This is a genomic window from Paracoccus sp. (in: a-proteobacteria), assembly GCF_047605025.1.
In the GTDB taxonomy this organism is placed as follows: domain Bacteria; phylum Pseudomonadota; class Alphaproteobacteria; order Rhodobacterales; family Rhodobacteraceae; genus Paracoccus.
In genome coordinates this window covers 115061-139530 of the sequence record NZ_JASGGO010000004.1, presented here as the reverse complement: position 1 = coordinate 139530, position 24470 = coordinate 115061, and the positions used below count along the sequence as shown (strand labels likewise).

The 24470-nt window shown below is 67.2% G+C and carries 20 protein-coding genes; 11 read left to right on the top strand and 9 right to left on the bottom strand.

What is annotated here, in order from left to right; translation table 11 throughout:
• Positions 1 to 9: 9 nt before the first annotated feature.
• The 5 genes from QM682_RS04290 to QM682_RS04270 all read right to left on the bottom strand — a co-directional run bounded on the left by QM682_RS04290 (position 10) and on the right by QM682_RS04270 (position 5966).
• Positions 10 to 1113 carry an ABC transporter ATP-binding protein gene (locus QM682_RS04290; protein WP_415127453.1) on the bottom strand — a complete coding sequence of 368 codons (1104 nt, stop codon included), beginning with the start codon at positions 1111 to 1113 and terminating at the stop codon, positions 10 to 12.
• A 4-nt stretch (positions 1114 to 1117) separates the two neighbouring features.
• Positions 1118 to 2761 carry an ABC transporter permease gene (locus tag QM682_RS04285; protein WP_415127451.1) on the bottom strand — a complete coding sequence of 548 codons (1644 nt, stop codon included), beginning with the start codon at positions 2759 to 2761 and terminating at the stop codon, positions 1118 to 1120.
• Positions 2762 to 2831: 70 nt separating this feature from the next.
• Positions 2832 to 3839 (bottom strand): ABC transporter substrate-binding protein, encoded by a 1008-nt coding sequence (locus QM682_RS04280; protein ID WP_415127449.1) that lies wholly within the window; start codon positions 3837 to 3839, stop codon positions 2832 to 2834.
• Between the two features lie 151 nt (positions 3840 to 3990).
• Positions 3991 to 5250 (bottom strand): ATP-binding protein, encoded by a 1260-nt coding sequence (locus tag QM682_RS04275; RefSeq protein WP_415127447.1) that lies wholly within the window; start codon positions 5248 to 5250, stop codon positions 3991 to 3993.
• A complete protein-coding gene (locus tag QM682_RS04270) occupies positions 5250 to 5966 on the bottom strand; it encodes a response regulator (protein ID WP_415127445.1) in 717 nt (238 codons plus the stop codon). Before QM682_RS04270 ends, QM682_RS04275 begins: the two co-directional genes overlap by 1 nt.
• Before the next feature lie 207 nt (positions 5967 to 6173).
• Here QM682_RS04270 and QM682_RS04265 point away from each other — a divergent pair, with 207 nt between their 5' ends.
• The 3 genes from QM682_RS04265 (at position 6174) to QM682_RS04255 (ending at position 7977) form a co-directional block, all read left to right on the top strand.
• Positions 6174 to 6869, top strand: coding sequence for a hypothetical protein (locus QM682_RS04265; RefSeq protein WP_415127443.1), 696 nt, complete (start codon positions 6174 to 6176; stop codon positions 6867 to 6869).
• 74 nt (positions 6870 to 6943) lie between these two features.
• The gene (locus tag QM682_RS04260; protein WP_415127441.1) at positions 6944 to 7495 is read left to right on the top strand and encodes a hypothetical protein; all 552 of its coding nucleotides are present in this window, start codon (positions 6944 to 6946) and stop codon (positions 7493 to 7495) included.
• Between the two features lie 11 nt (positions 7496 to 7506).
• The gene (locus tag QM682_RS04255) at positions 7507 to 7977 is read left to right on the top strand and encodes a hypothetical protein (RefSeq protein WP_415127439.1); all 471 of its coding nucleotides are present in this window, start codon (positions 7507 to 7509) and stop codon (positions 7975 to 7977) included.
• 100 nt (positions 7978 to 8077) lie between these two features.
• On the opposite strand, the gene QM682_RS04250 is transcribed toward QM682_RS04255, so the two are convergent.
• Genes QM682_RS04250 through QM682_RS04240 form a run of 3 tightly spaced genes read right to left on the bottom strand, consistent with a single transcriptional unit; the run spans position 8078 to position 11477 of the window.
• Positions 8078 to 8392, bottom strand: coding sequence for an RcnB family protein (locus tag QM682_RS04250; RefSeq protein WP_415127437.1), 315 nt, complete (start codon positions 8390 to 8392; stop codon positions 8078 to 8080).
• Positions 8393 to 8437: 45 nt separating this feature from the next.
• A complete protein-coding gene (locus QM682_RS04245; protein WP_415127435.1) occupies positions 8438 to 10363 on the bottom strand; it encodes a MacB family efflux pump subunit in 1926 nt (641 codons plus the stop codon).
• Between the two features lies 1 nt (position 10364).
• A complete protein-coding gene (locus QM682_RS04240; RefSeq protein WP_415127433.1) occupies positions 10365 to 11477 on the bottom strand; it encodes an efflux RND transporter periplasmic adaptor subunit in 1113 nt (370 codons plus the stop codon).
• A gap of 807 nt (positions 11478 to 12284) precedes the next feature.
• On the opposite strand from QM682_RS04240, the gene QM682_RS04235 reads away from it, so the two are divergent.
• The 7 genes from QM682_RS04235 (at position 12285) to QM682_RS04205 (ending at position 21663) form a co-directional block, all read left to right on the top strand.
• Complete coding sequence (locus tag QM682_RS04235) at positions 12285 to 14435, top strand: TonB-dependent siderophore receptor (RefSeq protein WP_415127431.1); 2151 nt, start codon at positions 12285 to 12287, stop codon at positions 14433 to 14435.
• Between the two features lie 15 nt (positions 14436 to 14450).
• Positions 14451 to 15614: a YncE family protein gene (locus tag QM682_RS04230; protein ID WP_415127429.1), complete on the top strand. Its 1164-nt coding sequence runs from the start codon at positions 14451 to 14453 to the stop codon at positions 15612 to 15614.
• Positions 15615 to 15823: 209 nt separating this feature from the next.
• Positions 15824 to 17935 (top strand): TonB-dependent siderophore receptor, encoded by a 2112-nt coding sequence (locus QM682_RS04225; RefSeq protein ID WP_415127427.1) that lies wholly within the window; start codon positions 15824 to 15826, stop codon positions 17933 to 17935.
• Entirely contained in the window at positions 17932 to 18936 is a 1005-nt protein-coding gene (locus tag QM682_RS04220) for an ABC transporter substrate-binding protein (protein WP_415127425.1), read from the top strand. The genes QM682_RS04225 and QM682_RS04220 overlap by 4 nt, the downstream gene beginning before the upstream one ends.
• Complete coding sequence (locus tag QM682_RS04215) at positions 18933 to 19919, top strand: FecCD family ABC transporter permease (protein ID WP_415127423.1); 987 nt, start codon at positions 18933 to 18935, stop codon at positions 19917 to 19919. The genes QM682_RS04220 and QM682_RS04215 overlap by 4 nt, the downstream gene beginning before the upstream one ends.
• Positions 19916 to 20896, top strand: coding sequence for a FecCD family ABC transporter permease (locus tag QM682_RS04210; protein WP_415127421.1), 981 nt, complete (start codon positions 19916 to 19918; stop codon positions 20894 to 20896). Before QM682_RS04215 ends, QM682_RS04210 begins: the two co-directional genes overlap by 4 nt.
• A complete protein-coding gene (locus QM682_RS04205; protein ID WP_415127419.1) occupies positions 20893 to 21663 on the top strand; it encodes an ABC transporter ATP-binding protein in 771 nt (256 codons plus the stop codon). Before QM682_RS04210 ends, QM682_RS04205 begins: the two co-directional genes overlap by 4 nt.
• Positions 21664 to 21670: 7 nt before the next feature.
• On the opposite strand, the gene QM682_RS04200 is transcribed toward QM682_RS04205, so the two are convergent.
• A complete protein-coding gene (locus QM682_RS04200) occupies positions 21671 to 23371 on the bottom strand; it encodes an ABC transporter ATP-binding protein (protein WP_415127417.1) in 1701 nt (566 codons plus the stop codon).
• A gap of 80 nt (positions 23372 to 23451) precedes the next feature.
• Between QM682_RS04200 and QM682_RS04195 the strand changes: the two genes are divergently transcribed.
• Complete coding sequence (locus QM682_RS04195) at positions 23452 to 24423, top strand: siderophore-interacting protein (RefSeq protein WP_415127415.1); 972 nt, start codon at positions 23452 to 23454, stop codon at positions 24421 to 24423.
• Positions 24424 to 24470 lie beyond the last annotated feature (47 nt).

Here is a 24470-nt window from a genome sequence, read left to right as displayed (position 1 = left end):
TGTTCATCTTCAGGCTGCTTTCAGGCTGTCGGCGGGTTGATTTTCGGCCAGGATCCAGACCGGCCGCGTGTCCAGCGCCAGCCGCAGGGGTTGGCCCTGCCGGGCGACGCCGGTGTGGAAATATTGCGCATCGGTCACGGTGCATTCCTGGCCGGCGATCTCGGTCAGGTATTCGACATGACCGCCCTGGAAGACGACGCGCTTGACGGTCGCGCTCAGCGGCCCCTGCGGGTCGATGCGCAGATATTCGGGACGCAGCACGCAGCGCACGCGCTGGCCCGCGCGCAGCGGGTGCGGCCCGCGCGGCAGGTCGAAGACGGCGCCCGCGATGCGGGTGCGCACGCTGGCCTGGCCCGTCTCGATCACCTCGCCCTCAAGGATGTTGGCCTTGCCCATGAACTCGGCCACGAAGGCGGTGCCGGGACGGGAATAGACGTTGCGCGGCGTGTCCTCCTGTTCGATCACGCCATTGCGCATGACCACCACCCGGTCGGAAATCGCCATGGCCTCGCTTTGGTCATGGGTGACGTAAAGGCTGGTGATGCCCAGCCGCAGCTGGATCGCCCGCAATTCGTCGCGCATCCGCTCGCGCAGTTGCGCGTCCAGGTTCGACAGCGGCTCGTCGAACAGCAGCACCTTGGGATGGGTCACGACCGCGCGGGCCAGGGCCACGCGCTGCTGCTGGCCACCCGACAGCCGCGAGGGCGCGCGGTCGGCATAGGGCGTCAGCGCCATCGTCTCGATCATTTCGTCGACGCGGGCGCGCAGCTCGGCCCTGGGCAGGTTTTGCAGCTTGGCACCGTATTCGACGTTCTGGCGCACGGTCATATGCGGGAACAGCGCATAGCTTTGAAACACCATGCCCACGTTGCGGGCATTGACCGGCAGATGCGTCACGTCGCGCCCGCCTATGGTGATGCTGCCCGAGGTGGGGGTCTCGAACCCCGCCAGCATACGCAGCGTGGTGGTCTTGCCGCAGCCCGAGGGGCCAAGCAGCGTGACCAGCGACCCCTCTTCTATGGTCAGGTTCAGCTTTTGCACCGCAAGCCCGCCCGGTGCGCCGCCGGTGGCGGGGAATTGCTTGACGATGTTGGAAAAAACGACGTTCGACATGATGTCACCTTTCGCGCGCGCTGCGGTTCAGCAGCAGTTGCATGACGGCAAGGATGGCCAGCACGACCGTGACCAGGATGCAGCACCAGGCCGCGGCGACGCCGGTTTTCAGCGTTTCGACCTGCGACAGGATGGTCACCGTGATCAGCGTCCAATTGGCCGAGACCAGGAATATCACCGCGCTGAGCGTGGTCAGCGAACGGGTGAAGGCATAGGCGATCGAGGAGAACAGCGCCGGGCGCAGCAGCGGCAGGGTGACGCTGGCGAAGGTCCGCCCGCTTGAGGCGCCAAGAATGGTCGAGGCTTCCTCGATCGAGCGGTCGATCTGCTGAAGCTGGTTCGTGCCGGCCTCGATGCCCACTTGCAGGTTCTTCACGACCATGGCCGCGATGATGATGGCGGCGGTGCCGGTCAGCAGCAGGGGCGGGGTGTTGAAGGTGCCGATATAGCCGATGCCCAGGATGGTGCCGGGCGCGGCAAAGGACAGAAGCGTGCCCCAGCGCAGCAGGAAGCTGCCCGGAAAGGCGCGGCGCACCAGCAGATAGGCGATCATCATGCCGGCGATGGCAGTGACGGGCGTGGCGATCCCGGCCAGGAACAGCGAATTGCCCAGCGTGTCGAAACCGGCGGTGAAGACCGTGCGGTAATGGTCCAGCGTCAGCGAATTGTTGATGCCCGGCAGCTTGGTGAAGCTGACATAGAAGACCGTCGCATAGAACAGAAGGATGGCCAGGGCCAGAAAGTAGCAGGCCAGCGACAGGGGCACCACCACCCCCGGACCCGAGATGCGGATCGACTGCGCCGTGGGCTTGCCGGTCACGGTGACATAGCTTTTCTTGCTGACCCAATAGCGGTGGATCAGGAAGGCCGTCATCGAGGGGATCAGCATCAGGCTGGCCAGCAGCGCGCCCGCGTTCAGGTTGAAATAGCCCACCATCTGCGAATAGGCTTCGACCGCGAGGGTGCTGAACGAGCCGCCGATCAGCATCGGGTTGCCGAAATCCTCGACCGATTTCACGAAGACCAGCAGGACCGAGCTTAGGATCGCGGGCGTCACCAAAGGCAGCGTGACCTGCCGGAACGTCGTCCAGCGCGTGCCGCCAAGCGAGGCCGAGGCATCCTCAAGCGCGCTGTCGATGGATTGCAGCATGCCCTTGATGTTGAGATAGGCGATGGGCGTGAAGGCCAGCGACTGGATCAGCACCAGGCTGTGGAAGCCGTAGACATTGGCGTTGCGGATGCCCAGCAATTCGCGCGTGATCAGCCCCGAGCGGCCGAACAGGATCACGATGGCCAGCGCCATGACGAAGGGCGGCGAGATGATCGGCAGCAGCGCCGCCGCATGGATGAATCGCTTGCCCGGCATGGTGGTGCGGGTCACGGCGAAGGCCATCACGAAACCCGCGAGCGTCGCGACCATGGCCGAGGTCGCGCCAAGGACCAGCGTATTGCCAAGCGCGCGCCATACGAAGGGCTGGGTCAGCGTGGCCCTGAGCGCGCCGAGGTCGAAGCCCTCGGGCGTCCAGACCGCCTGTTTCAGCACGTTGACGATGGGCAGCACCGCGAAGACCAGGACCGACAGCGTCAGAAGGACGAAAATGCCGAACAGCCAGGGATCGGCGGCGATGCGGCGCAGGGGGGCGGGCATGGCCCACCCCGCCCCCGGCCGCGTGGAGCTATCTGCTTGAATGGACATGAGGACGGGGCTCCTGGGCGCGTTACTTGGCGTCGGCCTTGTGACGGATTTCGGCCTCGTATTTCTCCAGCAGGCGGGCGCGGTTGGTCCCGGCCCAGGCGAAATCGTAATCGATCAGCTTGACATTGCCGAGGTCGATCCTGGCATTGGGATTGACATAGCCCGCGATGATGGGGCCGCGGAAGGTGGCGCCCATGGCGGCCTGGCCCTTTTCGGTCAGCACCCAGTCCAGGAAGGCATCGGCGGCCTTGGCCTGATCCTCGGGGGCATTGGCGATGGCGGCGGCGGCGTTCACCTCGAAGCCGGTGCCCTCTTTCGGAAAGGCGTATTCGACCGGATAGCCGGCGGCCAGCGCGGCCTCGATGTCCTGGGTATAGGCCATGGCCAAAGCCACTTCGCCATTCGCGACCATGCGCGAGGGCGCGACGCCCGAGCGGGTATACTGGATCACGTTCTTGTCGATGTCCTTCATCAACTGGAACGCCTCATCCTCGCCGAAAAGCTGCACGACCGAGGCCAGCGCCACATAGGCCGTGCCCGAGGATGCGGCATGGGCCAGCGCGACGTTCTGCTTATAGGCTGGATCGGCGAAGCTCTTCCAACTGTCGGGCGCGGGGGCGCCGGCCTCTTCGATCAGATCCGCGTTATAGGCAAAGACCAGCGGCGACATCGAGATCGGGGTCCAGTTGCCATCCTTGTCGGTGAAACGCGCATCAACCTTGTCGATCCCCGCCGCCTTGTGCGGGGCCAGAAGGCCCTCTTCGGCGGCCTGGATGAAGTTGTCGGCGGCGCCCGCCAGCCACAGCCCGGCTTGCGGGTTGGCCTTTTCGGCACGGATGCGGGCCAGGATCTCGCCTGCGCCGATGCGCACGAAGCGGGCCTCGTTGCCGGTATCGGCGCTGAACGCGGCCAGGACCAGGGCGCAATCGTCATCCGACATCGGGCAATAGACCGTCAGGGGCGCGGCCTGGGCGCTGGCGACCGAGCATAGAAAGACAAGCGCCGAAGACAGCGCGAGATGGCGTTTCATCAGGAATTCCTCCGCAAAGCGACCGGCACCTCCATGCGTGCCTTATGCATCGCATTACCGGACGGAATGCAGAATAGTAGCAACATTACATATGTCAATATTAATGTAGTTTTACTACATAAGTGCCTCCGGTCGCGCTTCCGGTCGCGCGTCACTGTGCGGCGGCGCGGTCCCCGAGGGGCAATTTGCAATATTGTTCCAGTCCTTTGTTTTGTTTATTTTTGATTTTGATTGTTCCTCCGTTTCGTTCGATGATTTCACGTGCGATTGCGAGGCCGAGGCCGGCGCCTGGGAAGGATTTTCGCCTGGCCTGGTCGACGCGGAAGAAGGGCTCGAAGATGCGTTCCAGCAGTTCGGGGGGCACTCCGGGGCCGTTGTCCTGGATGCGGATGACGGCGCTGTCGCCCTGGCGTTCCAGCGCGACCAGCGCGCCGCCGCCATGTGTGGCGGCATTGGCGATCAGGTTGCGCAGGGCCCGCTTCAGCGCGATCGGCCCGGCATGGACGGTCAGCGGCGGCAGGTCCTCCAGCTCGACCTTCTGGTCCAGGCCGCGCAGTTCGGCCGCGATCTGGCGCAGCAGCCGGTCCAGCCGGATCGGCTCGCCGCCGTCGGCGCCGACCTCCTCGCGCACCAGGCGGATGGCGCTGTCGGCGATCATGTCCAGCTCCTGAAGGTCCGAGAGCCATTTCGCGCGCTCGTCCTCGTCCTCGATGAACTCGGCGCGCAGGCGCAGCCGGGTCATGGGCGTGCGCAGGTCGTGGCCCGCCGCGGCCACCAGCCGCATCCGGCTTTCCATCGCCCGTTTCAACTGGATCGACAGCCGGTTCAGCGCCTTGGCGGCGGCCTGCACCTCGCCCGATCCGGTCTCGGGGATATGGTCCAGCGTGCCGTCCGGCCCGATCCGGTCCGCCGCGTCCTCCAGCAGTTGCAGCGGCCGGGTCAGGCGATGCGCGACATGGATCGAGATCGCGGCGCTGCCCAGCACGATCAGCGCCAGCCAGATCGTCAGCATCTTCCAGCGTCCGGGCGGCGGCGACATGTCCGGGATCGGCAGCACCAGCCATCCCTGCGCGACATGGATCGAGGCGCTGAGCGGCTGCCGTTCGCCCTGGCGCGTCACCACCACGTCCAGCGGCGCGCCGGTGCGGCGCAGGGCCTCGCGCAGGAAACCCGTCTGGTGCTGGTCGATCTCGCCCTGGGCGGGTTCGGGCTGCAATCCGACGCTGACCAGGGCCGGCGCCCCGTATCCCAGCAGGGCGGCGGTGGTGTGGATCTGCCTTGCCACCGGCTCCATCGTCGCCTGGGGCGAGGGCGGCTGCATCACCCGCGTCGCCGCATAGGTCGCCAGCACCACGACGCTGACGATGGCCGTGATCAGCAGGGCGGCGATGCGGGTGCGCAGCGAATCCATCAGCGCCGCTCGTCGACGCTGACCGGCACGGCAAGCTGATAGCCGCCGTTGCGCACGGTGCGGAAGATCGCGGTTTCGTTCTTTTCGCCCAGCTTGCGGCGCAGCCTGCTCATCAGCACGTCGATCGAGCGGTCCAGCGGATCGCGGTCGCGGCCCTGTGTCAGGTCCAGAAGCTGGTCGCGCGACAGCAGGCGGCCCGGCCGTTCCAGGAAGACCCGCAGCAGGTCGAATTCGCCGCCGGTCAGTTCGATTTCGCTGCCGTCGCCGGCCAGCACCCGGCGCTGGCCGGGATCGACCTGGAAGCCGGCGAAGCCATAGATCCTGGCGCCGGAGGGGGCGGGCTCGTCGGGTCCGGCCGCGCGGCGCAGCACGGCCTTGATGCGGGCGACCAGTTCGCGCGGGTTGAAGGGCTTGCCCAGATAGTCGTCCGCGCCCAGTTCCAGCCCGATGATGCGGTCCACGTCCTCTTTCAGCGCGGTCAGCAGGATCACGCGCAGGTTCGGGCGATGCTCGTGCAGGTTGCGGCAGATATCCAGCCCCGAGCCGTCGGGCAGCATCACGTCCAGGACGATCAGGTCGGGATTGCCGTCGGCCACCCGCATCTCGCATTCGCGCCGGTCGGCGGCGGTCGAGACGCGGAAGCCCTGCCCTTCGAGATAGCGGCGCAGCAGGTTTCGGATTTCGGGATCGTCGTCGACGATCAGGATATGGTTCATCGTCATCACCTTGCGATCATTTCGTTCTAGCGGATTTCTGCCGATGCCGCTTCGGCAAATTTGTGACGAAACATTGCGGGAAACGCGACCGGAAACGCTTGTTCGCAAAACTTGGCCGCGTGGAAAAAAAACGTCACGGACAAGACCTAAGCCGGACAAGCACGGGGCATAGCTTCCGGTCATCGCAACCGATGAAAGGTTTGTTCGATGAAGAGCATCGTTATGAGAACCATGGCGGTGGCCGCCCTGCTGGGCGCCGCCGGCGCGCCCGTCGCCGCGATGGCGCAAAACGCCGATCAGCCGTCCCCCGCCGCGCCTCTTGCAGCGGGCCAGGTCGCCCCGCCCCCGCTGCCCCAGGGTGGACCCGGCCAGGGCGGACCCGGCCAGGGTGGACCCGAGTTCGCCCGGTCCGCTCCGGGCGGGGCCGTCCCCATGGACGCCGCCCGCATGGAGATGGTGCCCGCCCTTGGCCTTGCCGCCCATCTGGCGGCGACCGAAACCTATCTGGGCATCACCGAGGCGCAAGAGGATGTGTGGCGCGATTATTGCCAGGCGCTGATCGCCTTCCTGGAGCCCGGCGCGCCGGTGGGTCCCGGGGACCAGGCGCCGGGCGATGCGCCTCCGGCCGATCAGGCCCGGCCCTTGGCCGCCGAGCGCATGGCCCAGCAGGTTCTGGCGCGCGCCGGGCAGGCCCAGGGCCTGCTTGCCGCCGCGACCGCCCTGCGCGGCGCGCTGGAACCCGTCCAGCTTGAGAGGTTGCGCCAGGTCGATCCGGGCTTCGGTCCCGAACGCGGCGCCCCGCGCCATCAAGGCCCCGACCCGGCCCAGCGGCACCGGCCCGGCCCCCGGCCGCAGCCCATACCCGCGCCCATACCCGCGCCCATGCCGGCACCTGGGCAGTGAGGCGCCTTCCCGGCGTCGGGCGGAAACGTCCGGCGCCCTTCCCTTCGAATCACGGAAATACAAGGATGGATGCAATGCGTCGCCTTCTCATGATGACCGCGCTTGCGGTGACGGCAATCGGTGGCGGCCAGATGGCCATGGCGGAAACCCGGCCGGACGCCCCGCCGCCGGAATGCCGGCAGAACGACCGCAAATGCCCGCCGCGCCCGGCCAATGAGGCCGGCAAGAAGGGCGAGCGGCCCAAGGGCGAACGCCGCGAGCCTCCGCCCCGGGAAGCCCGCCGCGACGGGCATGAGCCACCCCCCGGGGAAGCCCGCCGCGATGGGCATGAGCCGCCCCCCGGGGAAGCCCGGCGCGACGGGCGCAAGCCACCGCCCCAGGCGCGGGATCACCGTCCGGGCGAGACGCGGGAGGCGAAAGGCAAGCCTTCGCCCGATGGCCGCAAGGCCCCGCGCCTGGGCGAGAGCGGCCGCGACGGCCGTGTCTTCAAGCGCGCCGGCAACAGCCGCTACGCGCCCGCGCCGCGCGGCCAGGAATATCGCGTGATCCGCGACCAGCTCGTGCTGGTGGACAAGAAGACGAAGCGCATCCTGTCGATCCTGGGTCCGCTCCAGGCGCAACGCTGAAAGGAAAAGCCATGAAGAAGACGATGATCCTGGTGGGCCTGGCCCTGCTGAACCTGACCATGACGCCCGCCCTGGCGGAAACCGCCACGCGTTGCGGCCAGACCGAGCAACGCTGCGCGGTCAAGGCCGAAGCGGCGAAAAAGCCCGCGACCGCCGCCGCGAAACAATCGGCGGCTTCCGCCGCGGTGAAGAAACCCGCGACCTCGGCCGCGACGAAACAATCGGCGGCCTCCGCCGCGGTGAAACAGCCCGCCGCCGCAGCGAAACAATCCTCCGCCGCGGCGAACAGGTCCGGCAAGGGGCCGAAGGTCGGCGAGGTCCCGAGCGGCGGCCGGGCGCTGAATGTCGTCGAGGCGCGCAAGCTGGCCAAGCCCGCGACCGGCCGCGCCTATCGCGTGGTGGAGGATCGCGTGGTCCTGGTCGATGCCGGAAGCAAGAAGGTGCTTCAGGTCCTGGGCCTGGCCTCGGACATCCTGCGCTGAGCGCCTTGGGATGACGCCTGGAAGTGACGCCTTGGGATGATGGGCGAAGGATGATGGGTAAAAGGCGGCGGCCGGGACATCCGGCCGCCGCCTTTTTCCTTTATCGCCCGGTGTAAAGCGCCGGAACGCTCGAAAGCACGCGCCCCGCCGCATCCACCAGCAGGAAGGCGCCGGGCCGCAGCTCCCAATGCTGGCCGTCCTCGGGTTCGGGCAATGCGTGATTGTGGTAATCGACGATCACGCCCCGGCCGCCGCCGCTCAGCCCCGAGGGGACGGTCGCGGGGACGGGCGCGGTCGCTGGGGCGGTGCCCTCGGGGTAGCGGTAGATGCGGCCCGTCGGCTCATCCGGCCCGCCGCAGGCGGCCAGCACAAGCAGGACGGCAGATGCGGGAACAATTGCGGGAATGGCTTTCACGATGACTTCCTTTCAGTTCATTCGGGAATTGGCGTTGCCCGCGCCTCAGTCCCTGGTCAGGGCAGCGACCGGGTCCAGGCGCGCGGCATTGGCGGCAGGCATGTAGCCAAAAGCCAGGCCGATGCCGCAGGAACTGGCCAGCGCCGCCGCGATGGACAGCGGCGAATAAACCAGCGCGAAGCTGCTGCCGATCCACTCGAAGGCCAGGCCGAAGCCCAGGGCGCAAAGCACGCCCGCCGCGCCGCCGATGGCACAGACCAGCACCGCCTCGATCAGGAATTGCGCGCGGATGTCCGAGCGGCGCGCGCCCACGGCCAGCCGCACGCCGATCTCGCCGATGCGCTCGGTTACCGAAACCAGCATGATGTTCATCACCCCGATGCCCCCGACCAGAAGCGAGATCACCGCCACCGCCGCGATCAGCAGCGTCATGGTCTGGGTGGTGCTGATGATGGTCTGGCGGATCTCGTCGTCGTTGACGATGAAGAAATCCTTGCCGCCATGGCGCTGGGTCAGAAACTCGGTGGCCAGCCGCTGGGCCAGGGTCATATCGGCATCGTCGGCCACGCGCAGCGTCAGGCCGCTGACCGAGGTGCTGCCCAGATAGCGCGCCTGCACCGTGGTATAGGGCACATAGACGGTCAGGCTGGTGCTGCCGCCCGGCCCGCGCTGGCGCGCCTTCGCCACGCCGATCACGCGCAGGGGCACCTGGCCCGCCATGAAGACCTGGCCCAGCGGATCGCGATCCGCGAAAAGCGCCGCGCGGGTGTTTTCGTCGATCACCACATCCTGGCCAAGGCGCGCCACCGCATCCGCGTCGAAGGCCCGCCCCGCCGTCAGGGTGATGCCCGCCACGTCGAAATATTGCTCGCCCACGCCGCTGATCTGGGCGGTGGCCGCGGTCGCGCCATGGCGCAGGGTGGCGCTGCTGCTGACCGTGGGGCTGACAGAGGCGACATAGGGCTGGCGCGCAAGCTGCACCCCGTCCTGCAACACCAGCGTCGTGACGCGGCCCGAACGCATGTCGCCAAAGCTTTCGCCCGGAAAGATCTGCAAGGTGTTCGTCCCCAGCCCCGAGATGTTGCGCAGCACCTGCTGGCGCGAGCCGTTGCCAAGCGCCACCACCGACACCACCGAGGCGATGCCGATGATGATCCCAAGCATGGTCAGGAAGCTGCGAAGCTTATGCGCACGGATCGCCAGAGCCGCCATGCGCAGCGCCTCGGCCCAACGGCTGATGCCGCGCGCCTCGCGGCCGGGGGGCGTATGCGCAGCCGCGCGCGGCGGCGGCGCACCGCTGTCGGAGACGATGCGGCCGTCGGCCAGCTCGATTACCCGGCGCGCGCGGGCCGCGACCTTCGGGTCATGGGTCACCAGGATGACCGTGCGCCCTTCGCGGTTCAGCTCATCCAGGATCGCCAGCACCTCGGCACCGCTGGCCCGGTCCAGCGCCCCGGTCGGCTCGTCGGCCAGGATCACGCGGGCGTCGTTCATCAGCGCCCGCGCGATCGAGACCCGCTGCTGCTGGCCGCCCGAAAGCTGGCCGGGGCGGTGCTCCAGCCGCGCGCCCATGCCTAGCCGCCCAAGCAGGGCCGCCGCCTTGGCGCGGCGCTGGCGGGCGGGCAGGCCGCGATAGATCGCCGGCATCTCGACATTCCCCAGCGCCGTCATCTCGGGCAGCAGGTGATAGCGCTGGAAGATGAAGCCCAGAAACTCGCGCCGCAGTGCCGCGCGCTGGCCCGCATCCATCCGCGCCACCTCGTGGCCGTCCAGCCGGTAGCTGCCGGCAGAGGGCGTGTCCAGGCAGCCCAGGATGTTCATCAGCGTCGACTTGCCCGAGCCCGAGGCCCCCATGATCGCGACGAATTCGCCCTGACCGATGGTCAGGTCTATATCCTTGAGCACCTCCAGAACGCCCTCGCCCGAAGGATAGCGCCGGCATATCCCCGACAGGCGGATGAAAGGCTCCATCTCAGCCTCCCATCGGAGGAGGCCCCATCATGCCCCCCATCCCACCAGAACCGCTCTTCGAACTACTCCCGGAATTACTCCCGGAAACCGAAGCCGAAGCACCCGTCACGACCCGATCACCCTCGCTCAGCCCGGAAACAACCTCGGCCAATACCTTGTCGTTCAATCCAATCTGGACATCGCGGGTCTCGACGCCCGCGCCGGTCAGGACGCGGACCTTGTAGCGCCCATCCGCGCCGCGCTCGCCAAGCGCCATGGCGGGAACGGTCAGCACGTCGCTGGCCTGGTCCTGGATGATCGAGACCTGCGCCGTCATGTAGCTGCGCAGATGGCCATCGGCATTCGGGACCGGAATAATGCCGGTATAATAGACCGCGTCGGTGTCGCTGTCCGAGGTGCTGTCGGGGTCGATGGCGCTGTCCTCGACGATCTCACGCGGCGCAGGTGCTATCGTTTCAAGAACTCCCTCATAGTTGTGCCCGCTGTCGCCGAGAAGTTGGAAGCGCACTTTCTGGCCGGCCGAGACCTTGGCGATGTCGGCTTCCGAGATCTTGGCATGGACCTCCATCCGGTCCAATTGGCCCAGGACCACGATGGTGGGCGAGGATTGCACCGCGTTCACCGTCTGGCCGGCCCGGTTGACCACGGCCAGCACCGAACCGGCGCTGGGTGCGGTGATGCGGGTATAGGCCAGGTTGGCATCGGCCGTCTCGATGGCGACCTGGGCCGCGTCCAGTTGCGCGTCCAGCGCCGCGACCTGGGCCTTGGCGACCTGGACGGCCTCTTCGGCGCTGTCGAGGTCGCTGCGCGTGGCGGCGTTGCCGCGCATCAACTGCTGCTGGCGCGCCAGGGTTTTCCCGGCCAGCGTCAGCACGGCCATCTGCTCGGTCCGCTGCGCGCGCAGATTGGCCAGCGTCGCCTCGGCCGTGCGCAGCGCGTTGCGCTGTGTGACCGAATCGATTTCGGCGATCAGTTGGCCTTCTTCCACGCGCTCGCCCAGCCGGACCGCGAGCCGGGTGATCCGTCCCGAGACCTGCGCCCCCACCGCGACCAGGTTCATGGGCTTCAGCTTGCCCTCGGCCATCACCGAAACCTCGACCGAGCCGCGCGTCACCTGCGCACTTAGATAGGACGGCTCCGCAGATCCGCCGAATCCCGCCAAACCCCGCCCAGCCACAAGCCAGAACCAACCCAAGACCGCCAAGGACAGAATGACAAGAAATACAAATATCAGCCGAGTTCGCATGGGCCTTCCTTGCATGGGCCGGGTCCGCGCGGCGGGTGGGGCCTTCCTGCCGTGTCAGATAGGGCATGATTGTTTCGCGTCTTGGTCTCCGGGATCACCAAGCGTTTCCCGCAGGCGGAAATTTGTAACCGAAGGTTGCTGCTCTTGGAAAGGAAACAATGCCTTACAATAAAATTCCTTTCCATTGCGGCAGGCATGGCAATGCATAATCTGTCAAAGGCGGATTGTCCCCTTCCGCCAGCCGAAGACCGAAAGCATGCGCATGACGGACCCCTTGCCCGCGTCACGCCGGACGGCGCCGGGCCCGCCCCGGCATCGTGGCCACCGGCACCACGAGGTCGCGCCATGATGTCCGCAACTTCCGGGGCGGCGTCTCGGCGAGCTGATCTGGCGGCTGATGTTCGTGGCCCTGGGCGCTGCTGAACGGGCTGGTCGGGCTGCGCTTGCGGCGCTGAGTTTCTTCAAAGTTGTATTCGTTTTCCAGAAGATCCCCCGCAAGTCACGAGAGTGTGACATTTCGAACCCATTACTGAACCGAACTGTTCGGTTCGACTTGCCTGCCGCGATGCCGGGAAGGCATTCTGCGCGCCATGCGCCAGCCATCGCCAGCTTTTTCCTCTCCTTGATTTTAGGTGCAGAAGAATGGCCCGCGACCACGCTCTTAGATACAGAATCTTGCTCAGCACCGCGCTTTGCGTGCTGGCTCCGTTGGGCATGCCGCTTGCGGCCCAGGCCCAGGAGGCCACTCAGGATGCGGCCCCCGCAACCGGCGTCGTCCTGGACGAGGTGGTGCTGACCGCCGCCCCCGGAACCCAGACCGAGGGCACCGAAAGCTGGACCACCGAATGGATGCGTTCGGCCACCGGGCTGGTGCTGAGCCAGAAGGAAACCCCGCAATCCACCAGCGCCATCACCGACGCGCAGATGAAGGACCGCAACATCACCACCGTCGCCGAGACGATGGAGGCCGCGACCGGCATCACCGTCCAGGCATTCGAAAGCGACCGCATCAACTATTATTCGCGGGGCTTCCCCATTGACGCCTATCAATATGACGGCGTGCCGGTCCCGCGCGACGGTGTCTGGCAGTTCGGCGACAACAACGCCGATATGGCGCTTTACGACCACGTTGAAATCGTGCGCGGCGCCAACGGCCTGATGCAGGGCGCCGGCGAGCCGGGCGCCTCGATCAACTTCATCCGCAAGCGCCCGACCGCCGAGTTCCAGAACGAAGCCGCCGTCGCGCTGGCCTATCCCAAGGGGGCGCGTGTCGAATCCGACGTGTCCGGGCCGCTGAACGCCAGCGGCAGCGTGCGCGGCCGGCTGGTCAGCGTGGTGGACGGCCGCGACGGCTCGCTCGACCGTTATCACAAGGACAAATACGTCCTGTTCGGCGCGCTGGATGTCGATATCGACGAAAGCACGACCCTCAGCACCGGCCTGAGCTATCAGAAGACCGAAGGCGACAGCGTGACCTGGGGCGGGCTGCCGCCGTTCTATGCAGATGGCGGGCTGATCGACTGGCCCTGGGGCTCGTCGCTGGCGCCGGACTGGACCTATGTGGATACCGAGCGAACCGAGGTCTTCGCCTCGCTTGAGCATATCTTCAGCAACGGCTGGACCGGCCGCGTCGTGCTGACCCATGTCAAGAACGACATGGATGCCATGCTTTCCTGGATCTACGGCACGCCCGACCGGGAAACCGGCGATGGGTTGCAGGGCTATGGCACCCGCTATGACGGTGGCTACAAGCAGACCAACCTGACCGCGCAGTTGAACGGCGACCTTCAGCTTTTCGGCCGCGACCACCAGTTCGTATTCGGCGCCATGGCCTCCAAGGGCGAGGGCACCTATTACGGCTATGGCTCTGGGGAAACGTTCACGGTCAATATCAACCAGCTGAACGGCAACTATCCCCGCCCCGTGCTGTCGGACACGGCGACCTATACCTCGGCCAGCGCGACCCGGCAGTATGGTATCTACGGCACCGGCCATTTCAGCCTGACCGACCAACTGGCGGTCATCGCTGGCGCGCGGGTCAACTGGTGGGACGGCGAAGAGGGCGACGGCACCACCGTCAGTTCCTCTTACAAGTTCTCGGGCGAGGTGACGCCCTATATCGGCTTCACCTATGACATCAATCCGACCTATACCGCCTATGGCAGCGTCACCAGCATCTACAAGCCGCAACTGGTGCAGGACGCCGACCGCCAGTATCTGCCGCCGACCTATGGCTGGAACTACGAACTGGGCGTCAAGGCCGACCTGATGAACGGGGCGCTGTTCGCCTCGGCCGCGATCTTCCAGACCGACCAGAAGGACGTGGCGGACTATCTCTACTGGCTTCCCGACGAAAACCGCAGCGTCTATCAAAGCATCGAGGGCACCAAGACCCGCGGTTTCGAGGTCGAGGTGGCGGGCGCGGTCAACGACCGCTGGAACGTCTCGGCAGGCTATACCTTCCGCACCTCGAAGGACGCGGACGGCAACAAGCTTTACGCCGACCAGCCCAAGCACACGTTGAAACTGGCGACCGACTACCGGCTGGCCGCGTTCCAGGACAAGGTGAAGATCGGCGGCGCGATGCGCTGGCAGAGCGACACCGACAGCATGGATTTCGATTCGGACGTGAACGTCAACGTCCATCAGGGCAGCTATGCGGTCTTTGACCTGAACGCGTCCTATGACATCGACGACAAGACCAAGCTGACGCTGTCGGTGAACAATATCCTGGACAAGAAATACTACGCCACGACCGGCTTTTACGACACCGTGGTCTATGGCGACGGGCGCAGCGCCGAACTGGTCCTGCGCACCAAGTTCTAAGGAGGCCGAAACAGCATGAAGCGCATCTCTCGTCTTGGCCTGCTGACGGCGATGAGCCTGGCCCTGGAGCTTCCCGCCCAGGCGCAGGCCCAGGCCCAGGCGGCGGATCCGGCGGCCACGGCCGCCCGGATCGCGCCGGCCGCGCTGCGCCAGGATCTGTTGCGGGGCATCTACGAAATCGCCGCCGCGCCGGGGCAGGGGGCGGTCTTCGTCGCCTCGACCCCCGCGTTCGAGGAGGGCAGGCCCGGCTATGTCGATCTGCTGGACGCGACCGACCTGCGCCCGCTGCGCCGCATCGAATTGCCGCGCCGCGCCTTCGCGCTGGCGACCGACGCCAAGCGCGGCCGGCTTTACGTTGGCAATACGATGGATGGCTCGCTCAGCGTGCTGGACATGTCCAGCGGCCTGCCGCTTGGCACGATCCAGCTTGGAAAGCCCGATGGCGAAGGCTTCGAACATACCCGCATGATCGAGGTCGATCCCGATAGCGGCCGGGTCTATGTCACCGGCCCCTCGGATGCCGGGACCGTCTGGATCGTCGATCCCGTCCAGGGCAACGCCGTCCAGCGCATCGACAATGCGGGCCTTTGGACGGCGGGTCTGGCGCTGGATGCCAGGGCCGGGCGGGTCTATGCCACCAATGGCGGCATGAACGAGGTGCTGGTTCTGGACGCCGCGACGGGCGCGCGGCTGGCCAGCTTCTCGACCGGCGACACCAAGGCCGAGGGACAGGACGCCTCGCGGCATTTCTTCGTCAACGCGGCGCTGGACGATACGGGCAAGCGGCTGTTCGCGGTCGATGCCAATAGCGGCCAGGTCTATGTCTTCGACACCGCGAACGGCGCGGTCCTGGCGAAGGTGCCGGTGGGGCTGGGGGCGCTGGACGTGATCCATGCCCCGGGGACCGGCCAGATCATCGTCACCTATCGCGGCGCAAGCCGGGAAAAGCCGGATGGAACCGGCGGCGTCGTCCTGCTGAAGGACAGCGACTACACCCGCCTTGCGGATCTGTCGCTGCCCGTCCATCCCAACAGTCTGGCCCTGTCCGAGGATGGCACGGCCCTGTTCGTCAGCATCAAGGCGCCCATGGCGGATCATCATCCGCTTTACCGCCGGGATGGCCTGGACACCGTGCTGCGGCTGGACCTGCAAAGGCTGGCCGGCATCCTGGCCGAATAGACCCCTTGTCCCGTCCGCGAGATCGTTTTCGTGGATGGGGCGATCCAGCGACGGGCCGTGCCTGGTGTCCCGGCCGACACTCGCCGCGAAAATTCCGCATGCCCGCTATCGCAATCGGCGGGAAGGCGCTAATGCAACCCGATCAGCCAGCGATTCCTAGTCGATAGCCAGCTTTCCCCTCAGTCTCAACAGCTTATCGGCGGTTCATCATGACGGCTCCCCTCCCTTGTCCCCCATCGCGCCCGCGCGCCCCGAAACGCGTCCGCCTGGCGCTTATGGCGCTGGCCTGCTCGACCGCGCCGGTCCTGGCCCAGGAATCGACGGTGCAGCTTGATACGGTCGTGGTTCGCGGCAGCACCACCGAGGACGATCAGACCATCGTTGCCCGCGAAAGCAGCGCCGGCTCGAAATTGACCCAGGACGTGCTGGACAGCGCCGCCTCCGTCTCGGTCGTGACCGAGGCCGAGATCGATCGCCGCAAGCCCCAGAACCTGGAACAGGTGCTCAGCTACAGCGCGGGCGTGGTGACGAACGAATGGGGCAGCGACGACCGCTATGATTTCGTCCGCGTCCGGGGCTTCTCGACGCTTGAGACCGGGACTTATCGCGACGGCCTGCCCGAGCGTGGTTTCGGCTGGACCTTCGGCCGGGTCGAGCCTTACGGGCTGTCCCGCGTCGAGGTGCTGAAGGGTTCGAACTCGGCGCTTTATGGCCTTAGCGGGCCGGGCGGGCTGGTCAACAACGTCACGAAAAAGCCGACCGGCGGCAGCTTCGCCGAAACCTATACCACGCTGGGCCAGGACCATGTCGAGCTTGGCGCCGATTTCGGCGGCGCCAATGCCGACGGCAGCCTCAGCTATCGCGTCACCGCGAAATGGCAGGACGGCGAATACGACTATGACTATTCCCGCGACGACCGCCGCTATCTGGCCTTCGCCGTCACCTGGGCGCCGGATGACCTTAGCTCTCTGACGATCCTGGCCGATTACAACCAGCGCAAGGGCGTGCCCGGCAATGGCTATCCGGTGGGGGTTTCCGTCGATGTCGAGGATTTCTTCGGCGAGCCGGATTTCAACCGCTTCGACACCACCCAGCGCAGCATCGGCTGGCAATACAGCCGCGATCTGGGCAACGGGTTGAGCTTTCACCAGAATGCCCGCTACAGCAAGCTGGACCTGACCTATCAGCAGGTCTATGGCGCCACGACCGATGCGACGGCGGACCGCTCGTCCTTCCAGGTGGACAGCGACATGACCCAGTTCGTGGTCGACACGCAGTTGCAATATGACGCCAGCTTCGGCGACTGGGACAGCCGGACGCTGGTTGGCATGGAATATGGCCGCATCAAGGTCAACGAGGTGGCGCAATACGGCACGGCCGGGGCGCTGGACATCACCGACATCAGCTATTGCGGGCTCGATTGCATCACGCTTGGCGATTATATCAGCTGGCACCCGGAAGAGACCCGCAAGTCGCTGTATCTGCAAGAGGAACTGACCTTCGACGACCGCTGGATCCTGACCCTGGGCGGGCGCTACGACCATGCCCGCGTGGCCATCGACTATGATTCGGCCGATTACCGCTATGCCACCTACGGTTCCAGCGAGGCGCGCACCTTCATCGGCCTGACCGGCCGCGCCGGGCTGACCTACAAGGCCAGCGAGAATCTGTCCTTCTATGGCAATTACTCGGAATCCTTCGAGCCGAACGTCTGGGATCTGTCCGAGGACGAGAAAAAAGGCAAGCAATACGAGCTTGGCGTCAAATATCGTCCCGAAGGCATGAATGCCCTGGTGACGGCGGCGGTGTTCGACCTGACGCAGACCAATGTGGATGTGCAGACCAGCCCGACGGAATATCACCAGATCGGCAAGATCGGCGTGCGCGGCCTTGAGCTTGAGGGCAAGGGCCAGATCGCCGACCGGCTGAACCTGATCGCCAGCTATTCCTATTGGGATGCCGAAATCCGCGAGGACGGCATCCAGGGCAATGCCGGCAACCGTCCTTCGAACGTGCCCAAGCACATGGCCTCGCTCTGGCTGGACTACACCATCCCCGGCGCGGGCGGTCGCGGCGACCTGACGCTAAGCGGTGGCCTGCGCTATGTCGGCAACGTCTATGCCGATGACGCGAATACGGTCCGCGTCGGCGGCCGCACGGTGTTCGACGCCGCCGTCAGCTATGGCGTGGCCCGTAACGTGGATCTGGCGCTGAACGTCTCGAACCTGTTCGACAAGGAATATGCGACCACCATCTATGGCAACGACGCCTGGCTGGGCGAGGGGCGCGAGGTCAGCGCGACGTTGAAATACAAGTGGTGACGACCGGGCTTCGCCCCGGCCGGCGCCAGGTGATGCTGGGCGCGGCGGCAAGTCTGCTTGCCGCGCCCGCCCTGCCGGCCGCCGAGCCTCTGGTCTTTGACCATGCTTACGGCCGGACGGTGCTGCCTCGTCCCGCCCGGCGTATCGTTTCGCTGGGCGGGAACACGCATGACATGCTTTTCGCCCTGGGGATCGCGCCCCTGGCGCTGCGCTGGTGGTGGGGGCCTTACCCTTCGGGGATCTGGCCCTGGGCCGAGCCTTACAGCGGCGGCGCCCGGCCCGTGGTGATCATGGGCGAGGTCTCGATGGAGATCGTCGCCGGGCTGATGCCCGACCTGATCCTGGGCGCGGGCTCGGGCATCTCGCGTGAGGAATATGTGCTTCTGTCCCAGATCGCGCCCGTCGTCATGCAGGACGCGCGCTATTCGATGTATGGCAGCCCCTGGCAGGTCGAGGCCCGCACCATCGGCCGCGCCACCGGCCTTGATGCTCAGGCCGAGGCACTGATCGCGGGGGTCGAGGGCAGGTTCGCCGCCGCCCGCGCGCGCCATCCCGACTGGGCGGGCAAGACCGCCGTGGCCGCCTGGCAGGGGGGCGGAGAGACCGGCGCCTTCACCCATGAGGACGCGCGTGCGCGCTTCCTCGCCTCGCTCGGCTTCGTGCCGCCCCCGGATATCGAAACCCGCAGCTATGTCGACGGTTTCTACACCACCTTCTCGCCCGAGGATCTGTCCCCCATCGACGCCGACCTGCTGGTCTGGATTTCCTCGATCGAATTCGCGCCCGACATCATCCGCCTGCCGATGCGCCAGACCCTGCGCGCGCTTCGCGAGGGACGAGAGGTGTTTTGCGACCAGCTTCTGGCCGGGGCCATGTCCTTCAGCAGCGTGCTTTCCCTGCCCTTCGCGCTGGAGCGGCTTGAGCCGGAACTCACCTTGGCGCTGGACGGCGATCCGGCGACGGTCGTGCCCTCGGCCAGGGAAGCGGGGCTGGTGCCATGAGGGTCGCGATGGGCGTTTCGGCCTTTTTGCTGGCCGCGATGGCGCTGTCCCTGGGGGTCGGGCTGCGGTCCATCCCGCTGGCCGAGTTCTGGGCGATGATGGCGCATTACGATCCGACCAACCCCGCGCATGTGACGGTGGCGCAGATCCGCCTGCCCCGGATGCTGGGCGGGCTGGTCGCGGGCGCCGCCCTGGGGCTGGCGGGGACGGTGATGCAATCTGTGACGCGCAATCCCCTGGCCGATCCGGGGATCATGGGCGTCAACGCGGGCGCAGCCTTGGGGCTGCTGCTGGGGTCGCTTCTTCTGGGCGGCATTGACGGGGGCGGCGCCGTGCTGCTGACCTTTCCCGGCGCGGCGCTTGCCTCGGCGGCGGTCTTCGCGCTGGGGGGCGGGCTGCGCGGCGATACCGGCCCGATCCGCCTGACGCTGGCGGGGACCGCGCTGAACGCGCTGTTTCTGTCGCTGGTGACGGGCATGGTGCTTTTGTCCCAGCAATCGCTGAACACGATGCGCTTCTGGATCGCGGGCACGCTGAACCTGGCGGAAAGCCGGCCGCTGCTGGAACTGGGTCTGGTCACGCTGGCCGCCGGGCTGCTGGCCCTGGCGTTGGCCCCCCGGCTTGAGGCGCTGTCGCTGGGCGTCTCGCTGTCGCGGGGGCTGGGCGCGCATCCGGGGCGCAGCCAGGCGGGGGCACTTCTGGTTGTCACGCTGGCGGCGGGGGCGGCGGTCTCGGTCGCGGGGCCGGTGGTGTTTCTGGGCCTGATGGCGCCGCCCATGGCGCGTCTGCTGGTGGGCCACCGCCTGCGGGCCGAGATCTGCGTCTCGGCCGCGCTGGGGGCGGGCTTCCTGCTGCTGGCCGATACCCTGGGGCGGGTGATCTTTCCGCCCTCCGAGGTGCGCGTGGGGGTGATGATCGCGCTTCTGGGCGCGCCGATCTTCATCGCCATCGCCCGCCGCATGCGTCCGGGGGCAGAGACATGACCCGAGGCGCGATCATCCTGCTGGCGCTTCTGGTGCTGGCAAGCCTTCTGGGCCTTTCCGCCGGGCAAAGCTGGATCAGTCCGGTCGATCTTATCCGCGACACCTTGGGCGGCGAGGGGCGCGGCGCGCTGATCCTGGGCAGCTTCCGCGCGCCGCGCGTGCTGGTCGCGCTGGGGGCGGGGGCCTGCCTGGGCCTGTCCGGGGCACTGTTTCAGACGCTGCTGCGCAACCCCCTGGCCTCGCCCGACCTGCTGGGCTTCAATCCGGGCGCGGCGCTGGCCGTGGTCATGGCGACCGCGCTGGGGATCGGGGTGCCGATGCCGCTGGCCGCCGCCGCCGGGGGGCTGGGCGCCGGGGCGCTGGTGGCGCTTCTGGCCTACAGTCCCGGCCGGGCCACGCCGCCCCTGGTGCTGATCCTCGTGGGCCTGGGGGTGGGCGTCATGGCGACTTCGGCGGGGCAATTCGCCATGACCCGCCTGCCGCAAAGCACCGCCGCCGAGGCGCAGCGATGGCTGATCGGCAACCTTTCGGGGGCAAGCTGGCCGCAGGTGGCGCAGGTCTGGGGGCTGGGCCTGGCCCTGGCGCTGCTGGCGCTTGGGCTTTCGGGCCGGCTGGCCGTCCTGGAACTGGGCGAGGATCTGGCCGCTGCCCTGGGCCTGCGGGTCGAGCGCAGCCGCGCCGCCCTGGCGCTGACCGGGGTGGCGCTGGCCGCGACGGGGGTGTCGGTCGTGGGGCCGGTCGCCTTCGTCGCGCTGATGGCCGGGCCGCTGGGGTCGCGTCTGACCGGCGCACGCTCGGTCTCGGGGCGGCTTCTCTCGGCCATGGGGGCGGGGGCGCTGATCCTGCTTCTGGCCGATGTCGTGGGGCGTAGCGCCGTGCCCGCGATCGAACTTCCCGCCGGGATCATGACCGGCATCCTTGGGGCGCCCTACCTGCTGTGGCGTCTTTCGCGCGAGATGGAAAGGGGTGGGCTATGAGCCTTAGCGCCGAAAGCCTGACGCTGGGCTATGGCGGTCGCCAGGTGCTTCGCGATTTCAGCCTGGAGTTTCCGGCGGGTCAGGTCACGACCATCCTTGGGCCGAACGGCTGCGGCAAGTCCACGCTGTTGCGCGCGCTTGGCCGGCTGGCGGCGCCGCAATCCGGGCGCGTGACGTTCGAGGGCCAGGACCTGCGTGCCCAGAACACCCGCGCCCTGGCCCGCCGCATCGCCATCCTGCCGCAATCGCCCCTTGCCCCCGAGGGGGTGACGGTGGCCGATCTGGTCCGCCGGGGCCGCACGCCCTGGCGCGGCTTTCTGGCCCCCTGGCGCCCCGAGGATCAGGCGGCCTGCGCCGAAGCCCTGGCCGCCGTGCAGATGCAGGATCTGGCCGAGAGGCCGCTGAACCAGCTTTCCGGGGGTCAGCAGCAGCGCGCCTGGATCGCGCTGGTCCTGGCCCAGGCGACGCCCTGGCTGCTGCTGGACGAACCCACCAGCTTCCTGGACCTGGTTCATCAACTGGACGTGCTGCGGCTGCTGCGCCGCCGCAACCGCGAGACCGGGCTGACGGTGATCAGCGTCCTGCACGACCTGAACCTGGCCGCCCGTTTCTCGGACCGGCTGGTGCTTCTGGGACCACAGGGGCTGGTCGCCAGCGGCGCGCCGGATCGGGTGGTCACCGAGGCGAATCTGCGCGCCGCCTTCGGGCTTCAGGCGCAGGTCCATCCCGATCCCGTCACCGGCACGCCCATGGTGATCCCGGCCTGACGCCTGCCTAGGCCGCAAGCCCCGCATAGATCCCGCCCTGGGCGAGCAGCTCCTCGTGCCGGCCGGCCTCGACGATGCGGCCCGCCTGCATGACCACGATGCGGTCGGCGTGGCGGATCGTCGTCAGCCTGTGCGCGATGACCAGCGTGGTGCGGCCTTGGGAAAGCGCGTCCAGCGCCAGTTGGATGTCGCGCTCGGTCTGGCTGTCCAGCGCGCTGGTCGCCTCGTCCAGGATCAGGATCGGCGGGTTCTTCAGGAAGGCGCGGGCGATGGCCACGCGCTGCTTCTGCCCGCCCGACAGCATCACCCCGCGTTCGCCCACGATGGTGTCCAGCCCCTCGGGCAGGGTGTCGATCATCTCGCCCAGGCGGGCCTGATCGGCGGCGGCGCGGATCTGGGCATCGCTGGCGCCCAGGCGCCCATAGGCGATATTGTCGCGAAGCGTGCCGCCGAACAGGAACACGTCCTGGCTGACCAGCCCGATCTGGCGGCGCAACCCGTTAAGCTTCATCCGCCGCAGGTCCAGCCCGTCGATGCTGATGGCGCCTGCGCTTGGGTCGTAAAAGCGCGGCAGCAGCGCCAGAAGCGTGGTCTTGCCCGCCCCCGAGGGACCGACGAAGGCCACCGTCTCGCCGCTGCGGATGGTCAGGTCGATGCCCGACAGCGTGGGCCGGGCCTGATCATAGGCAAAGCTCACCGACTGAAACCGGATCTCGCCGCGCAGGGGCGGGGGATCGACGGCATCGGGCGCATCGGCGATCTCGGGCTCGGTCGCCAGCAGTTCCTGATAGCGGCGAAAGCCGGCGATGCCCTTGGGATAGGTCTCGATGACGGCGGCGATCTTTTCCAGCGGGCGATAGAAGACGCCGACCAGCACCAGAAAGCCCACGAACCCCCCCGTGGTCAGCGAGCCTTGCAGCACGAACCAGGCGCCCATGACCATGACCACGACCTGAACCAGCCGCAGCCCCATATATTGCAGCGCCGAGACGGTCGCCATGACCTTATAGGCTTCCAGCTTGGTGCTGCGGTAGTTCTGGTTGTCGCTGGCGAAAAGGGTGCTTTCATGGCTTTCGTTGCCGAATGCCTGGACGACGCGGACACCCCCCAGCGCCTCTTCCAGCCGGACGTTGAAATCGCCCACGCGGGAATAGATCGCGCGCCAGGTCTGCGTCATCCGCCCGCCATAGATCACGATCAGCGCCAGCATCGCGGGGACGATCAGCGCCACGACATAGGCCAGTTGCGGATGGATCGCGAACATCAGGACGAAGGCGCCGGCAAAGGTCATCACGGCGACGACCGCATCCTCGGGGCCGTGATGGGCGACCTCGCCGATATCCTCCAGGTCGCGGGTGACGCGCGCGACCAGCTTGCCGGTGCGCGCGCGGTCATACCAGCGCCAGGAAAGCCGTGTCAGGTGGTCGAAGGCGCGCGCGCGCATCCGCGTCTCGATATTGATGCCCAGCTTGTGGCCCCAATAGACCACCACGATCAGCAAAAGCGCATTGGCCGCGTAAAGCGCCAGAAGCCCCGCCGCCGCCAGCAGCGTCAGCCCCCAGTCGCCGCGCGGCAGCAGGTGGTCGATGAAGGCCGTGATCGCCAGCGGAAAGGCCAGTTCCAGCAGCCCCGCGACGACCGCGCAGCCGAAATCCACCAGAAACAGCCCCAGATGCGGGCGATAATAGGACATGAAGGCGCGTAGCATCGGCTCTCGTCGGGGATTATTGAGTAAAAGGATCTAGTATACCCCTGAGGCCGGCTCGGAAAGCGGCAAAGGGCGTGATCATGGTGCAGATGGCGAATTACAAATCAACCGGCTTCGCGCAGCAGGTCTCGGGGGCCGCGGTTGCCGCGCTGAAGACCCGCGCCGCCGAATGGGAGATCCCCATCCTTGAGCAGGAGGGGGTTCTGGTCCTGTGGGTCTGGGGTGGCGAAATCCGGGTGACCCTGCTGCCGGGAAGCCTGAAGATCGACCTTTCGGCCCCGGAAAAGCGGTTGATCGGCTATTTGCGCGACAGCACCTCCGAGATCCTGGCCGAAACCGGCATCGCCATCGAATGGAGCGATCTGGACGTGGGCGCGCTGGCGCCGGGCCTGTCCCTGATGACGGTGCGGGCGGTCAGCCAGCCCCTGCCGAATTTCCTGCGCGTCCGCGTCTCGGGTCCCGAGGCGGCGCGCTTCGCGACCGGGGGGCTGCATTTCCGCCTGCTTCTGCCCCCTGCGGGGCGTGCCCCGGTCTGGCCGCGCGTCGCCGCCAGCGGCCGCACCGACTGGCCCGAGGGTAAGGACGCGCTGCACCGTCCGGTCTATACCGTGCTGAACCATGGCGGGGACTGGCTGGATTTCGACATCTTCCGCCATGACGGCAGCCCGACATGCGACTGGGCCGAGGCGGGGCCGGTGGGCCAGACCGTCGGCCTGATCGGTCCCGGCGGCGGCTGGTGCCCCGAGGGCGAGAGCCTGCGGCTTTTCGGCGACGAGACCGCCTTGCCCGCGATCATCCGCATCCTGGACCTGGCCAAGGTTCCCGCACGGGCCTGGCTTCGCTGCGCGCCCGAGGATCTTGGCCCCCTGGCGGGCGATCCGCGGGTATGCGTCGTGCCCGACCTGCTTGCGGCCCTGCAAGCCGAGGCCCCGGACCCCGAGGGCTTCACCTGGTTCGCCGCCGATACCGTCCAGGCCCGCGCCGCCCGCAAATGGCTGCAAGAGCGGCGGCTGGACCGGACCCGCTTCTCGGCCATGGCCTATTGGGGCTGATCGCCAGGACATAACAACGGATCAGACCAAAGGCCGCCGCACGGAAC

Bases quoted from the DNA above. Each gene is read 5' to 3' on its own strand.
- QM682_RS04210 (WP_415127421.1), top strand. From the start codon at position 19,916: ATGACCCGAGGCGCGATCATCCTGCTGGCGCTTCTGGTGCTGGCAAGC.
- QM682_RS04280 (WP_415127449.1), bottom strand. From the start codon at position 3,839: ATGAAACGCCATCTCGCGCTGTCTTCGGCGCTTGTCTTTCTATGCTCG.
- QM682_RS04260 (WP_415127441.1), top strand. From the start codon at position 6,944: ATGCGTCGCCTTCTCATGATGACCGCGCTTGCGGTGACGGCAATCGGT.
- QM682_RS04205 (WP_415127419.1), top strand. From the start codon at position 20,893: ATGAGCCTTAGCGCCGAAAGCCTGACGCTGGGCTATGGCGGTCGCCAG.
- QM682_RS04225 (WP_415127427.1), top strand. From the start codon at position 15,824: ATGACGGCTCCCCTCCCTTGTCCCCCATCGCGCCCGCGCGCCCCGAAA.
- QM682_RS04290 (WP_415127453.1), bottom strand. From the start codon at position 1,113: ATGTCGAACGTCGTTTTTTCCAACATCGTCAAGCAATTCCCCGCCACC.
- QM682_RS04200 (WP_415127417.1), bottom strand. From the start codon at position 23,371: ATGCTACGCGCCTTCATGTCCTATTATCGCCCGCATCTGGGGCTGTTT.
- QM682_RS04245 (WP_415127435.1), bottom strand. From the start codon at position 10,363: ATGGAGCCTTTCATCCGCCTGTCGGGGATATGCCGGCGCTATCCTTCG.
- QM682_RS04195 (WP_415127415.1), top strand. From the start codon at position 23,452: ATGGTGCAGATGGCGAATTACAAATCAACCGGCTTCGCGCAGCAGGTC.
- QM682_RS04255 (WP_415127439.1), top strand. From the start codon at position 7,507: ATGAAGAAGACGATGATCCTGGTGGGCCTGGCCCTGCTGAACCTGACC.
- QM682_RS04275 (WP_415127447.1), bottom strand. From the start codon at position 5,250: ATGGATTCGCTGCGCACCCGCATCGCCGCCCTGCTGATCACGGCCATC.
- QM682_RS04270 (WP_415127445.1), bottom strand. From the start codon at position 5,966: ATGAACCATATCCTGATCGTCGACGACGATCCCGAAATCCGAAACCTG.
- QM682_RS04265 (WP_415127443.1), top strand. From the start codon at position 6,174: ATGAAGAGCATCGTTATGAGAACCATGGCGGTGGCCGCCCTGCTGGGC.
- QM682_RS04215 (WP_415127423.1), top strand. From the start codon at position 18,933: ATGAGGGTCGCGATGGGCGTTTCGGCCTTTTTGCTGGCCGCGATGGCG.
- QM682_RS04285 (WP_415127451.1), bottom strand. From the start codon at position 2,761: ATGCCCGCCCCCCTGCGCCGCATCGCCGCCGATCCCTGGCTGTTCGGC.
- QM682_RS04230 (WP_415127429.1), top strand. From the start codon at position 14,451: ATGAAGCGCATCTCTCGTCTTGGCCTGCTGACGGCGATGAGCCTGGCC.